Source organism: Acinetobacter sp. YH12252 (assembly GCF_013417365.1).
Lineage (GTDB): Bacteria > Pseudomonadota > Gammaproteobacteria > Pseudomonadales > Moraxellaceae > Acinetobacter > Acinetobacter towneri.
This window is the reverse complement of sequence record NZ_VPEA01000013.1, coordinates 43426-58594: the sequence shown is the minus strand read 5'-3', so window position 1 is coordinate 58594 and position 15169 is coordinate 43426. Positions and strand designations below refer to the sequence as shown.

The 15169-nt window shown below is 38.7% G+C and carries 12 protein-coding genes and 1 pseudogene; 2 read left to right on the top strand and 11 right to left on the bottom strand.

What is annotated here, in order from left to right; genetic code table 11:
* Positions 1-427: 427 nt before the first annotated feature.
* Both FTV28_RS11475 and FTV28_RS11470 read right to left on the bottom strand, forming a co-directional pair.
* Positions 428-1587, bottom strand: a protein-coding gene (locus FTV28_RS11475; protein WP_154320140.1) for an IS3 family transposase whose coding sequence is annotated in 2 segments (ribosomal slippage) — positions 428-1353 and positions 1353-1587 — 1161 coding nt in all. Because the reading frame shifts where the segments join, the coding sequence is not laid out codon by codon here.
* A 23-nt stretch (positions 1588-1610) separates the two neighbouring features.
* On the bottom strand, positions 1611-2012 hold the full coding sequence (locus tag FTV28_RS11470) for a hypothetical protein (protein ID WP_167846495.1): 402 nt from the start codon (positions 2010-2012) through the stop codon (positions 1611-1613).
* 49 nt (positions 2013-2061) lie between these two features.
* On the opposite strand from FTV28_RS11470, the pseudogene FTV28_RS11465 reads away from it, so the two are divergent.
* Positions 2062-2397: pseudogene (locus FTV28_RS11465) on the top strand (transposase); the annotation flags it as partial.
* A 49-nt stretch (positions 2398-2446) separates the two neighbouring features.
* Here the strand turns inward: FTV28_RS11465 and FTV28_RS11460 are convergent.
* The 9 genes from FTV28_RS11460 to FTV28_RS11420 all read right to left on the bottom strand — a co-directional run bounded on the left by FTV28_RS11460 (position 2447) and on the right by FTV28_RS11420 (position 12853).
* Entirely contained in the window at positions 2447-2971 is a 525-nt protein-coding gene (locus FTV28_RS11460; RefSeq protein WP_154320138.1) for a hypothetical protein, read from the bottom strand.
* Between the two features lie 494 nt (positions 2972-3465).
* Positions 3466-6714 (bottom strand): type I restriction endonuclease subunit R, encoded by a 3249-nt coding sequence (locus tag FTV28_RS11455; RefSeq protein ID WP_179989053.1) that lies wholly within the window; start codon positions 6712-6714, stop codon positions 3466-3468.
* 75 nt (positions 6715-6789) lie between these two features.
* Positions 6790-7266, bottom strand: coding sequence for a hypothetical protein (locus FTV28_RS11450; protein WP_070153126.1), 477 nt, complete (start codon positions 7264-7266; stop codon positions 6790-6792).
* Between the two features lie 28 nt (positions 7267-7294).
* Complete coding sequence (locus FTV28_RS11445) at positions 7295-7828, bottom strand: DUF2939 domain-containing protein (protein WP_167846516.1); 534 nt, start codon at positions 7826-7828, stop codon at positions 7295-7297.
* 55 nt (positions 7829-7883) lie between these two features.
* Entirely contained in the window at positions 7884-8999 is a 1116-nt protein-coding gene (locus FTV28_RS11440) for a restriction endonuclease subunit S (protein WP_104915058.1), read from the bottom strand.
* Positions 8996-10543, bottom strand: coding sequence for a class I SAM-dependent DNA methyltransferase (locus FTV28_RS11435; RefSeq protein WP_154320136.1), 1548 nt, complete (start codon positions 10541-10543; stop codon positions 8996-8998). Before FTV28_RS11435 ends, FTV28_RS11440 begins: the two co-directional genes overlap by 4 nt.
* A gap of 227 nt (positions 10544-10770) precedes the next feature.
* Positions 10771-11049: a hypothetical protein gene (locus FTV28_RS11430; RefSeq protein WP_070153138.1), complete on the bottom strand. Its 279-nt coding sequence runs from the start codon at positions 11047-11049 to the stop codon at positions 10771-10773.
* 105 nt (positions 11050-11154) lie between these two features.
* Positions 11155-12066, bottom strand: a complete 912-nt coding sequence (locus tag FTV28_RS11425; protein WP_070153141.1) for a ParB/RepB/Spo0J family partition protein — start codon at positions 12064-12066, stop codon at positions 11155-11157.
* 13 nt (positions 12067-12079) lie between these two features.
* Positions 12080-12853, bottom strand: a complete 774-nt coding sequence (locus FTV28_RS11420; protein ID WP_094069344.1) for a ParA family protein — start codon at positions 12851-12853, stop codon at positions 12080-12082.
* An 856-nt stretch (positions 12854-13709) separates the two neighbouring features.
* Here FTV28_RS11420 and FTV28_RS11415 point away from each other — a divergent pair.
* Positions 13710-14882, top strand: a complete 1173-nt coding sequence (locus FTV28_RS11415; protein WP_094069347.1) for a replication initiation protein — start codon at positions 13710-13712, stop codon at positions 14880-14882.
* Positions 14883-15169: the final 287 nt, after the last annotated feature.

Here is a 15169-nt window from a genome sequence, read left to right as displayed (position 1 = left end):
GCCGAGTCGTAAAGCTCAGAAAGCTAGCAATGAACAAAGAAATTTAAATCCTGTTCTTGACTCTTGCAGTTAAAAACAGGACATTTTAAATGGTTTATCGCATAGACATTTTAATTGGTGAATAACACACAAAAATCAAAAATGGGAGCCTTAAGCTCGCATTTTTATTGTATTTTTTTGAAAATTTCGTATAACGCCCATTATGTTAAATAGAATAGAATTTGAACGATAAAAAATTAACAGTCATACATTATCATTAACAAATAATAGGGGACATTTTTTATGGGTGATAAATTGAAAGAAATACCAGCACTTACTGGGTGTTTTATTGCGGGTACTCTAGTGCGTGTACAGAGGGATCTAAATTTACCACGGAGAATTTGGAAAAAAATCGAAGATATACAGGTAGGTGATCTAGTTTTTGATCCTAGACAGTATCGTGGACAACAAATCCCTCTAAATTCTTGAAATATTTCTGTTCAAAGGCTTCTGGGCTTAAACAGCCGTTTGCAGAATGTCTTCTGATTCGATTGTAATAAATCTCAATATAGTCAAACAAGACAGCATTCGCTTCTTTTCGAGTGGCAAATACACTGCCATGGACCACATGAACTTTCAATGTATGAAAGAAGCTTTCGGTCACTGCATTATCCCAGCAGTTTCCCCTGCGTGACATACTTTGAACGCAGTTATTCGTCAATAATAGCGCCCTAAAATCACGACTACAGTACTGTGAGCCTTGGTCCGAATGTACCATGACACCCATTGGATACCCCTGACGAGCCATTGCATAATGAAACGCATCACATACCAATTGACGGTCTATTCGATAGCTGGTTTGCCAACCGACAATACGACGGCTGAATAGATCCAGCATCACACATAAATACAGCCAACCTTGCTTAGTACGGATATAGGTAATATCTGTTGTCCAGATCTTATTGGGTTCATTGACCGTAAATTGACGATCTAACAAGTTAGGTGCTGTAGGCAAACGATGGTTTGAATCAGTCGTATGCTTGTATTTACGTGCAATCCTGCTACGTAAACCAAGCTTTTTAAGCATTCTTCCAACGGTTCGTTCGCTCATGCTGTAACCTAAATCATGCATGTCATGTACCAATGAAGGTGCACCCAATCGTGCATGATGCTGCCAATATACGGCTTTTAAATCATTATATTTCTGCGCTAGATTGGTCTGGCGCTTTCGCCAGGCATAATAGCCTGAAGTGCTGACACCCAGGCATTTACAGACAGAAGATACAGTGACTTCATTCACATCCAGATCTTGAATTACCGTGTACTTTTCTTGGCATGATCTGTCAGAAAGTACACATGCGCTTTTTTTAAGATGTCATTGACTTCCCTAAGCTGTTTGACTTCTTTCTCTAATTCCAATATCCGCTGTTGTTCTGGTGAAAGTTGACGTTTGCTTGAACCCACTGGATTGGCTTCACGAATCCATTTGTCTAAAGTTGAATAACCCACACCTAATTTCTGGGCGATTGCAGCTGTAGGCTCGTGTGAGTTTGAAAGTGCATAATCAATTGCTTGCTGTTTAAATTTGGGATTAAAACGTTTGGCCATTTCTTGGATCTCCAAAGTTAACGTTACGTTATCTTTAGAGGGAAGTACTGTCCATTATTTTGGCTAGGATCAACATGATGAAATAGCTCTCTTAAAATCAAAGGTTCAGCTTGATCAAATGCAATATCCCTAGTCTGAACGATCTGCTTCAAGAATTTATTCACATTGTTGTCGATATGAGTGACTGTGATCTCCTGCCAGATACTAGGCACAATCAGGGCTAAAGGACGTATTTTATAAAAATGAGAGGCAATATTAATCCCATACGGATCAAGATCACCATAAAATGCCAACAAGCAGTTATCCGATACTTGTTCTAATAATTTAACTACTGTTTTAATGTTGGCCCCATGCCCACGATAGACAAACAGGCTCGACTGCCACTCAAGAGGCAACTGCATATACCAATCAAATACCCTATTCATCATGGCACCATTTTCAATAATAATGATGCGCTGTATCGATTGTATGTCATCCCTGGATGAATTTGGTCAAAAGTGAGACGATAAATATCCTCAAATCAGTAAATCATGGCTTGCCAACTGGTCGAATCTCAACACGTTCTTTGCCTATCCAATGGACATTCGCAAGGCGATTTATACCACCAATGCAATTGAATCCTTGAACAGTGTCATTCGCCATGCCACCAAGAAAAGAAAAATCTTCCCAACCGATGAATCTGTGAAAAAAGTGGTATATTTAGCGATTATGGCAGCAAGCAAAAAATGGACGATGCCCATTCAGAATTGGAAAGCTGCCATGAATCGTTTTAGTATCATGTTTGATGAACGTGTAACCAAGTATTTTTAAAACCACATTTACACAGAATTATTTACACCCTCATTAAATAGTGTAATTATCAGTAGATACCAAATTTACAATCTTCAATGGCTTGCATTTTTTTAGTAGTTGACTCAGCCAACGTTTTACGTTGCTCTTGAATTGCAGGGTCACGAGTAAAAATAGGTAGTTCTTTAACTTTAGTCCGATATTCTGTTTCAATTTCATGACACACTTTAATATTTTCTATTGTTTTATTGACAAAATTTTCATCTACTTTTTTGTACTGATTTTTAGAAATACGTAATGTTTGACCATCATCAGATAAATGTAAGGGCATAGCAGCTAAACCATTATTAACCGCTAAAGTATCATCTTTTTTTTCCAATACGAGAGAACTTCCCTCTTTACCATTCACCACATTACTACGAGCAACCACATTTTCTTTAAGAATATAACTATCTTTACCCTCTTTAAAAATTTGCATAATGCGCTTTCCTTGCACATTTTCTAATTGCCAGTAGCCAACCATTTTGTCATGTTTATTACCACAAGCTGATAAAAAAACCGTCGACATTGATAATAAGATTACTAACTTTTTCATAAGTAAACCTCTGAAAATAATAAAGATTCTTCTAAGCACAACTTTTTATAACTATCACTAGTCGTTTTTAGGTTAAACTGAAATATATCAAAAAATAAATAAAATACATACATTTATTTTTAATTGAATTATTTCAAGTGGAAACTACACCCCAAATTTGCTAAATAGGTTTTCCAGCGTTTCAGTTATACAATGTTTTATGAGATCTGGACTAAATTCAACAGCATCATGAAAAGTTAGAACAACAAAATATCCGAAACTATTCCCAAAAGATGTCAAACAGGAAGCCCATTTGAAACTTTACTTAATGGAAAACGAATTTGGGCTGATAAGAATTTAGCCCAAATTTAACCTGACAGGCACAATAAAAAACGGGGAACTGTCAGATCAGTTTTGAGCTAGTATAAGTGAAGGGTTGTCCTTGTTAGCAGCAGTGTAAAAATGCCCCCTTGGTTATGGTTAATATAGCGGTCTTTTTGAACACTATCTGTACCCTATTCTTTTGAACTGGAAAGCTCTTCAGCCAACTGCTCAGCCTGTTCCAATACAGTTTCTGTAGCCAATAAAGCCATATCAGGTGGATAGCCATACTTCTTCAGCAATCTCTTCACGATGACTCTTAACTTTGCTCTAGCAGCTTCCTTGATCGTCCAATCCAAAGTCACATTCTTACGAATAGAATCAGTGAGTACGACTGCAAGTTCTCTCAATATGTCTTTCTGCATCAATTCTCGAGCACTGTCATTGTCTGCTACTGCTGAGTAGAACGCATATTCGTATTCTGTCAGGTTGAGTTCTTCAGCCAGTTTGTCTGACTCCTGAATTGTCTTAGCTAACTTGATCAGTTCATCAATGACTTCTGCTGCAGTAAGTACCTTGTTCTGATAACCCTTAATTGCTGAACTCAACATATCCATGAGCTTCTTACCTTGGGTGACACTGCGTTGCTCTCGTACCTTAATCTCATCACCAAGTAACTTCTTAAGTGTTTCAAGCGCAATGTTCTTATGCTTATAGTCTTTCATCTCCTGCATAAACTCATCAGAGAGAATCGAGATATCTGGTTTCTGAATCCCTGCAGCATCGAAGATATCTACCACTTGCTCTGTGACTAGAGCTTGGTCAATGGTTTGCTTTACCTTGGCTTCAAGCTCAGCATTACTTAAGCCAGAAATCTTGCCTGTACCATCACTAAACTTAGCAAGACGTGCTTTGACTGCTTGGAAGAATGCCACCACTGGTGCAGCTTCCATAGCATGTGGATGAGGTACAGCTAATGCGAATGCCTGTGACATCGCTGTGACTGCTGTCAGGAAGCGAGTCTTCCCTTCTCCTTGATCTACACCAAGGATATGCTCTTCCGCTTCTAAAATGATGTTGAGCTTACGAGAAGTATCTGCAGTGAAGTACTCTTGGTAGTTGAAGCCATGCAAAATGCCATCAAGCACTTCTAGCTTTTCTTGCAGGATCGTTGCAGCTTCATCCTGCACCAATGCAGGATCACCTTTACCACCTGCTTCTGAGTAAAACGATAAGGCTTCTTTCAAGTCAGATGCGATACCAAGATAGTCCACAACCAAGCCACCAGCCTTGTCTTTGTAGACACGGTTGACTCGTGCAATCGCTTGCATGAGGTTGTGACCTTTCATTGGTTTGTCGATGTAAAGGGTGTGCATACTTGGGGCATCGAAACCAGTCAGCCACATATCACGAACAATAACGAGTTTGAGCTTATCATCATTGTCTTTCATACGATCTGCTAAGCGTTGGCGCTGTTGCTTGGTAGTGTGATGTTTAGCAATCACCTCACCATCTGAAGCTGAGGCAGTCATCACAACTTTGATTACACCATCATTCAGATCATCACTGTGCCACTCTGGTTTGATCTTTACAATCTCGTTGTAAAGGTCTACAGCGATCCTGCGAGACATGCTGACGATCATGCCTTTGCCTTGGTTTGCATTGGCTTTAAGACGCTGCTCAAAGTGTTCTACGATGTCCTTTGCAATGGCTTTGATACGTTCTTTACTGCCGATCAAACCTTCGACTCTTGCCCACTTCGCACGTTCTTTTTGAGTTTGGTTTAAGTCATCTTCAGTAAACTGGTCATCAAAGTCTTCAATCAGCTCTTTGCCTTCCTCACTGATGGCAATCTTAGCTAGGCGGCTTTCATAGAAGATACGAACAGTTGCACCATCCTCCACTGCTTGCGAGATGTCATAGATATCTACATAGTTCCCGAAGACTGCAGGTGTGTTTACATCCGTCTTCTCAATTGGTGTTCCTGTGAAACCAAGGTAAGTAGCATTAGGAAGTGCATCACGCATGTACTTGGCAAAACCATAGACAGTACGTTTACCGACAACCTTGCCATCTTCATCTTTGACATCGACTTCCTTGGCATTAAAGCCATACTGAGAACGATGTGCTTCATCTGCAATCACGACAATGTTGGTTCGGTCTGACAGTTGCTCGTAGACGCTAGTGCCATCATCCGGTTGGAACTTTTGGATGGTGGTGAAGATCACGCCACCTGAACCCACCTTGAGTAACTCTTTGAGTTCTTCTCGGCTGTCTGCTTGTCGTGGTGTTTGTCTAAGGAGTTGGCTTGATGCAGCGAATGTACCAAAGAGCTGATCATCTAGATCATTACGATCTGTGATCACAACGACTGTTGGATTATCCAAAGCCAAGACAATCTTGCCTGTGTAGAAAACCATAGACAAAGACTTACCTGAGCCTTGGGTATGCCATACCACACCGGCTTTCTTGTCACCGACTGCTTGTTGCTGTACCAATTCGAGCTTACTTCTACCTTGATGTTGCATGGCAACTTCTGCTGATTTCGAGTCCGAGTTCACTGCAGACGCACGAATAGTCGAGAGGACTGCTGCATTCACTGCATAGTACTGATGATATGCAGCCATCTTCTTGATGGTCTTAATGGTGATTAAGCCATTGGTATCCTCGTGCTTCGTTGATTCATAGACAATGAAGTGTCGAATCATGTCGAGTAGTGTGACTGGATTCAGTAAACCATGAATCAGGACTTCTAGCTGTGCTTGTGTCTTCTTGGCTTTGGTTTGACCATTGTTTGTCTTCCACGCCATGTAGCGACTGTAGTCTGCTGAGACAGTACCTGCTTTCGCCTCTAAACCATCAGAGATGACGTTGAAAGCATTGTAGGTAAACAAGCTAGGGATTTGGCTTTGATAGGTCTGTATTTGCTTGTATGCGCCTTCTACAGTGGCATTCTCGTCTGTTGCATTCTTGAGTTCAATGACCACCAAGGGTAAGCCATTCACATACAAGATAATGTCTGGTCGTCTTGTCCAGCGATCTTCTTTGATGGTTACTTGATTGACGACAAGGAATTCGTTATTGGTTGGATTCTCAAAGTCAATCAACCAAGCATACTCACCTTGAGTGTTACCCTCTTTGCTCACCTCAATGTTAATGCCCTCAGTGAGCAGTCGGTGGAATGCTTGGTTATTACTGAGTAGATCAGGGGATTGAATATTGGTGACTTGCTTTAGTGCTTCAGTACATTTGTCTTGGCTTAAATGAGGATTTAAGCGTTGTAATGCATCAAGCACTTTGTCTTCCAAGATGACCTGCTTATAGCTTCGTAGAGGGTTAGTGCCCTTCGATTCAATCTCAGGTCCATACACATAGGTATAGCCCAATCCCTCTAGTTGCTCTATCGCCATCAGCTCAATGTCTGATTCGGTCATCTTAGTCACTTGATTATTTCCCCCTAAACTTATCCATATAACCTGGACTCATTAATTTTTTATATGATGTAAAGCTAAGAAACCTTATTCATCGTCCTGCACGTTATAGCCATACTTCTGCACAGCATTCTCAATAGCGCCCTCAAACTTATGGCAAACATATAGATAGAGTTCAGCATCTACCATCAGTACTCCAGGAACACCTAAACCATCATTGAGTGGAATCAGAGTCTTTTGTGAACCAATCTGAACTGTTGGTCGTTGGTATGAGCAATTCACAGTGACTTTATGTGGCGATCTATTCCAGTCAATTTTCTTGGCTTCCCACTCACGACTACCGCCCAGCAAGGTGACTTGAATCTTGGATTCAGTCGCTGTCTTATTCAGTTGTTTGTAAGAGACAAACTTGGCGACTGAACAAGGAGAGTGATAACAGGTTTCTATGACTTTACCTTTTTGTATGCCGCTATGATTGAATTTAGCCGGTGCTGCTTGAACGGTTGCAGCAAAGCTAACTACAGCAATCAAGCCAAATCCCATTTGAATCATGCGCTTTATCATTCTGTTTTTCCTCTTTGTTCTCTTTTACTTAATCCATCGGCACAGCGATCTTATTCACTTTCCAACTCAAACCATCACGAACCATTTTGACAGTGACGGCTTTGGAATCATTTGGATGTTGGATCACAACCTCAAAGTCACTGAATGAGGTATAGCGAGTTTTGTACTCTGCTTGATCTTCTTCTTTGGTTTCTGTTGTTGATGCTCCCTGTGATGAATGTGCTGCATCTTTAAGGTCTTTGCCTTGCATCATCATGGTCATCCCTTCAGGTGTGACAAAACCATCAATCATCTTGTCTACCATGGTAGATGCAAGCATGGCACCTAGTGCTGCGAAACCATCATCTTTATGGGTTGCCATCTCTTTCATCATCATGGCATTCATTTGATCTTTGAAGCTCTGACGCACACTTGGATAGTCGATGTACTTGGACACCTTTTCGCTATCACCTACTTGTGCAGCATTCTTGATGTTATTGATGGCAATGTATGGCGAAGCATACAAGTAGCCACAGATCACTACGACTAAGGCAATGATTGCCCCTATAATTTTTTTATTCAATTCAGCCCCCTGAATGTAAAAAAGGTGAAGCCATCAAATGACTTCACCTCAAATGTTATGCAACTTCTTCTGTTTGGTATTGGACTCTGACTTCGCCGCTCATCAGCTTAGGAAGCAAGGTATCTCGTAGTTGTTCAAGTGTTTGGATTTGCTTCTTGTTAGATGAAACCTTTTGCATCGAAGGAGTAATCAACAGCGAATACTCTTCAAGGTAGTCTAAACTTGGAGTCTTAAAAGAGATATTTAACATATCTTCTGGCTTAACCCTTTGATGACTGCCACTGGTTCCCGAAGCACTCATTGCTAATTCATCAATAACATCTCTTGAATTGAATAAGCTATACAAGAACATTAAATGAGATCCTACTTTAGGCTTCAAATTCTGAAACTCTGTTGAACATACATAATTATCTTTGACATCAGTTAATAACCATATACGAGGCACTCTTGGATTCAGCTTTGAGACTAAAATTGAGTTCTCACATACTCTGTACTTATTACTCAGAATTTCCGCACCCAATTCAATAGTAGGCTTTTCTCCTGAATCAAAAGCAGGCAAACTAAAATGATAGTATGTCTTAAGAGGATCTTTTGATGGGTTCACATTGTCTTTGATATGAGTAGCTATATCACTTACTAGTAAATCATCCCAATCCTCTTTCGCTTCCTCAATAAACCATTGACGAAACAGTGTTTCAGCCATGGCTTCCAAAGTCTTGTTCTGACAGTGCAGTAAGTCGATCTTGTCATCTAATGATGAAAGGATTGAGGCTATGGCTTTTTGTTCAGGGAGAGACGGAAAGCATATCTCTTCTTGATGAACATCATTACGGTTAACTCCAGGCACCGCACTTTTGTCACTAAATTTTTCCCAATCCAATGTTTGCAAAAAGTAGTAGATGAACTTTTTGTCATTCCCCTTAAAGTCGTTTACATAAAGAGATGTGTTTAATGGCCAAAATGGTACATCACTGAAAAAAACTGAACCAATGGTTCCATATCGGCCCGTCACAACACCTGATTCATTTACTTTGGCTTCATTATGAAAATCAGCAAAACCTGAAGAAGCAATGATGGGAACACTACCAGAAACACGAGATTGCTTTGGTAAGTCATAACCACGTTTTAGGGTAAAGAAGCTATCTAATCGCCCAACCTGCCACTCACTCATACAACCACCTTTGCTAAGTTCTCAGCAATGGCTTGGTTTAGCTTGGCTTCCTCAGCAAGCTGTGCTTCAAACTCTGCCTTTAAGCTTGTAAAGCGTACCTTGAAGTCGAACTCATCTTCATCATCAGCTAAACCAACATAACGACCTGGCGTCAGTACATAATCAAGCTCAGCGACTTTCTCAAGTGGTACAGATGCACAGAAGCCTGCAACATCCTCATACTCACCACCCTTGTTACGCCAATTGTGGTAAGTGTCTGTGATGAGCTTAATATCTTCATCAGACAAGACTTTGGTTCTGCGGTTAATCAGATGACCTAGGTTACGAGCATCAATGAACAGAATCTCATTGCTACGATCTTGGTATTGGCTTGAGTTAACACGGTCACGACGCATAAACCATAAAGCAGCAGGAATCTGTGTGTTCAGGAACAGCTTGGCAGGTAGGTTCACAATACAGTCGATGACATTGGCTTCTGAAACCAAGGCTTTACGAATCTCACCTTCACCACTGGTCTTAGAGGTTAATGCACCTTTAGCAAGCACAACGCCTGCCTGACCTTTAGGACTCATGTGATACAAGAAGTGTTGCATCCATGCGAAGTTCGCATTGCCTGCAGGTGGTGTACCTAGAGACCAACGAGCATCACCCACTAACTGCTCACCGCTCCAATCAGAGACGTTGAATGGTGGATTAGCAATGATGTAATCCGCTTTCAGGTCTTTGTGTGCATCATTCAGGAATGAACCCTCAGAGTTCCATTTCACATGCTCTGAGTTAATGCCACGAATGGCTAAGTTCATCTTGGCCAAACGCCAAGTTGTCTGGTTACTTTCTTGACCATAGATGGAGATGTCGTCCACTAAACCCTGATGCGATTCTACGAATTTCTCAGACTGTACGAACATACCACCTGAACCACAGCAAGGATCGAATACACGTCCTTTGTATGGCTCTAGCATTTCAACCAATAAGCTCACGATGGATTTAGGCGTGTAGAACTGCCCACCTTGCTTACCTTCAGCTAAAGCGAACTCACCTAGGAAGTACTCGAATACGTGTCCTAAAACGTCGGCAGAGCGATCTTTTGCATCACCTAGGGCAATGTTACCAATGAGGTCTATCAGCTCACCTAGGCTCGTAGGATCGAGATTTTGACGTGCATAGACTTTAGGTAGTACACCTTTGAGCTGAGGGTTCTCATTCTCAATGGCTTCCATTGCATCGTCTACAATCTTACCAATGGTGACTTGCTTTGCTTGGTTTAACAGGTATGACCAACGTGCGATCTCAGGAACGAAGAAGACGTTGTATGCAGTGTATTCATCACGATCTTCAGGATCAGCTCCTGCAAACTCTCCCTCACCTTCAACCAATAGGTTGTAGTGAGCTTCAAATGAGTCAGAGATGTACTTGAGGAAGATCAAACCAAGGACTACATGCTTGTACTCAGCAGCATCAATGTTCTTACGAAGTTTGTCTGCAGCTTTCCAAAGAATGACCTCAATGGGTTCTTGTTTGGTTTGCTTTGGAGTACGTGCCATGGAATTGTCCTGCAATGAATAGGTTATCTAGTTTTAGTTAAACCAATAGTACCCAATAATACGCTCGTGTGTAAGTATTGATACGTCATTTCTTGTCGTACAATTTAAGTATTAAAAAAGTGTAGCAAGTTGCTACACTTTTCAGACTAATCACAAACCCCACTTTAGCGATCGTTAAAGTGGGGGTATTTTCTAAACTTCTATCGCTTATTCATAGTGATTTATTTTTAAGCGTATTGATGGCTAAAAAATACAATAAAAATTAACTTCGATAAGTGCAAGGCGATTTTCTTCAAGTTTTGTGCTGTAACTGACAGTAAACATTGCTGCGTTACTTGCATAACAGAGACCCTGTAATTATTTTGCAACGGCAAAATTCGTTCAACAGTCTCCTTATCGGGACAATATAGATGCGCGACACGTTCATGAATGATATTGAGATCAATCGCTTTGTCTATTTTACGTATAAGATAATTTTTAGGAATAAACTCTTCTAGCGTAACCATATCAATTTCAGTTTGGGTGGTATAATTTTTCGCATGTGATAATTATAAAAAATTCTCACGTAAGTGTGAGAGTTTTATGAGCAAACTGAAAAGTGTAGCAAGTTGCTACACTTTTTCACTTTTCTGAATAAGCTGTTTTAAAAAATCTTCTAGTTGTAAAAGACTAGCTTCATCAATTTCTGAAATTTTAAGAGAGATATTGAGCTGTTTTTGATTCAGTTTGATATTTCCAGCAACCTTACCATCATATTCGATTTTTCTTACCACTGATGTCGTGGTTACTTTTTCTGGATCTTGACTCAATAGTTTTTCAGCATAAGAAGTAACTTTGCTTTGCTCCAGTTTTTTTTCTTTTAATTTCTCCCAAGCACCGAGTAAAGCTGTTTCCGCCTCCGAAAGTTGCTCTATATGATCCGATAAAAATTTCTTGAACGCTGTTGCAGCAGTACGACCGACTAGACCTGGCTCCAAATCCAGGTCATTCAACATTGCTTTAGGCAGCTTTTCATACGATAGATATTTGTACATATCTTCGCGATTTAAACCCAATGAATTAGCTAAACGTTGCTTGTTCTTCTTCAACTTTTCATCAAGTGAGTTCAAACCAATAAAAATTTCATAATCTGTCAGATCTTGACGCTTTAAATTTTCAGCTAGGGTTAACAAAGATGCTTCTTCATCATTAGCATCAATGATAATGGCTTCAATCACCGACTTGCCGAGTAATTGATGCGCCCGTAAGCGTCGCTCGCCTGCAATCAGTTCATATTTCAGATTATCAAGTTTACGCACTGTAATGGGCTGCAAAAGGCCGATTTCATTAATAGAATCCGCCAGTTCTTTTAATTGAGAATCTTCAAATACTTTACGCGGTTGGTTGGGACTGCGACTGATATCCTCAATAGGAACATTACGTCTAAATTCTTTTAGCTCTTTAATATTGTCTTTCTGTGCTTGCTGATGTTTTTCTGTATTTTGTTTCAATTTTTGAGCTAAAAGCTCTTTAGTGCTTGCCATAATACTCTCAGGTTTAAACTTTCGCTACAATTTCATAAGCAAGGCTTTCAAAAGCCTTACGTACTTTTGAATTTTTTTCTACTTTCAAAAGTGGCTGTTGCAGAATTGCTGCTTGATTAACTTTAGTACTTTGAGGAATGGTAGTTTGTAAAATTTTTCCAACCTGTTTTAAAGCTTCATCCCGAATCAATTTACAAACATTCTGACGTTCATCATGTTTAATCAGTAAAGCGCCTAAAAGCTCTAAATCTGGATTAATACGTTTTATCTTTTCAAGATGGTTTAAAAGATCTGTTACCCCATACAGTCCATATTGTGATCCAGATTCGATAGGGATAATGACATGTGTTGATGATGCTAAGGCATTACTGGTTAATAGTTTAAGACTAGGTGGGCAATCAATTAATATGAAGTCGTAAAGATCTTTTAACAGTTCTAGCTTGATGCTTAATTCTTCTGAAGGACGAGGAGCTTCTTCTTTAAGCTGGTCTTCAGTTTTTCCTAAATTTAATGAGCCATAAATTAATGATACTTTTTCAAAGTTTGTTTCTTCTTGTAATGCATCAGCTAATAATGAAATATCACCAACGAGTAATTCTGCTGAAGTAACAACAATTTCGCTTGGATGTTGGATCCCAATGTGTAAACTTGCGTTTGCTTGAGGATCTAAATCAATGACTAAAACTTTATTGCCAAGATTTGCAAGTTCAGAGGCTAGATGTACAACGGTCGTTGTTTTGCCACATCCACCTTTGTGGTTAGCAACCGTAATAATTTTTGCAGACATACGTGTCAGATGCTTCCGTATTTGAATGTTTAACAATATAAATAACTTTCACTCATCATACTATAGTTTTTAAATTTATAAATCTTATTTATTTAGGTGTAAAACAACTTAAAAAACTAATTTTTAAATAAGCTAGCTTAATTAATAATTAGTATAATTATTTATTTAGCTAATTAATAATTAAGACTGTTTTTTTGCTATATAAAACAAATGCTTATAAGTTTAAAAGTGGAGGGCTTGTCACCGTAAAGTGGAAGGTTTGTCACTCAAAGGTGGAAGGTCTGTCACTCAAAGGTGGAAGGTCTGTCACTCAAAGGTGGAAGGTCTGTCACCGTAAAGTGGAAAGTTTGTCACAAGAGTGGAAGGTTTGTCACTACTATTTTTAAAAAGGTTATATTTTTTAAAAAACTCTTGCAAAAATAAATACTTAATTTGTTGATAAAGTTGGCTAAACAATCTTTAAGGGTGGAAGGTTTGTCACTATGTGTTAGCACCCTGTGGATAAATTTTTTTTATTGGATATTTCCTGATGATTATCTATTCATTTATACCTTTCAAATCTAATGAAAGGTGGAAGCCTTGTCACATCTAGGTTTCTATCTGACATAGCATACCTAAATTTGGAAGAAATAAGTGAAAATGGGTATTTTGAACTGTTAGTTTAGAGCTAAAGGTGGAAGGTCTGTCACTATATGGTGGAAATAATATATTTCATTCCACTTTAAGGACAATAAATCGTCAAAAATGCATATTTCTGATGACAAGCCTTCCACTCTTAGATTCTTGTGGTGAAAGTCTTGAAAGTTTTTCCACTTTTGTATATAAAAATAGAATTAAATATATAAATATCACGGTTATGACAGAATCAGAATCATTGCAAGAAGAATTGAATCATATTCCTTACTGTATAGGCAATATTCGTCATAATGGCGTTGTTAGCACTAGTAACCGCTTAATTCGCCCAATTGAGTTATCAGCCAATGAATATAAGGCGCTCCTATATGCAATGGCTGTTGCAAATTATAGTGAGAAAAATAGGGTAAATGGTGAAATCACAGAACAAACCTATATTTATCTGTATAAGGATGATTTGGCAGATTTACTAGGATTGAATAAACGCAATTCGATTAATGTTGCAATAGACCGGATTTATAAAGAACTTTCATCTAGGGTGGCTCATTTTATTATTGAGGAACCTACTGATGATGGTAAGAGAAAGACTAAAAAAGTACATTCTGTCGTTCCTATTATCCGTGAGTTAAGATGGGAAGATGATTCTAAAAATGCCATTCAGATTCGTTTTACCAGTGAGGTGTTACCGTATTTCACGCAGTTGGCTGGGGGGAATTTCACCACCTATCAATTGAAACATCTGTTTGCCTTGGATTCTGTTGCTAGTATGAGTCTTTATACGTATTTCATTAAAAATGAATTCAAGTACGCAAGCCAAAAGAGTTATGAAGTCCCAATGCTTTTAGAAAACTTGAAAGCTCTGATTGATATTAATGAAACTAAATATGATCGCTGGGTAGATTTTAGACGCTATGTATTAGATAAAATAGTTGCAGAAATTAACGAAAATACAGATCTACAACTAGAGTATGAAACCATAAAAAAAGGGCGCCCAATTGTGGGGGTGAATTTTAAACTGCATCAGCGTATTACTGATAAAACACTAAATGAAACTGCTGTAATTGAAAAAATTTATCTTGATGTTCCATTTGAAGAGAATGCATTAGTAAAAGAATTGGGGGCAAAATTCGATACGAATGTACGTTCCTGGTACATTTTTAATAATGATGAAAAGTATTCGCAGTTCAAGAAGTGGTTTAAAAAAATTGGTTGTCTCACTGACTCTCAAGCAAATATTGTTATTAATGACACTTTATTCCAAATGGATTTTGCTGAAGTTGGTATGAGCTTGAATGACTTTAAACGTAATATGAAGCATAAACTAAAAAATAATCCGGAATTTGTACAAAGTATTCGTGATAGGCTGAATGATATTTTTGGTAAAGAGCTTGTCTAAGGAAAAGTGTAGCAACTTGCTACACATTTTTTAATGTATCACTGAAGAATTCAAGTACTAAGAAAATTGGATACAAAATATCTGTGTGTATAGCTGAATGAAAAATAGTTAAAAGAATAGATATTATTTTTAGATTTTACACTTTTGTTGTTCCTCATATATTTTTGCAGAAAAAAGTTTTTCAGTGCTCAAAAAATGGTGTGGTTAAGATAGGGAGATCAACCAAGTTTTAAGTATATAGAGTAATTTAGATAAAAAATTACTAAATATTTTTATAGCCTTTGTAT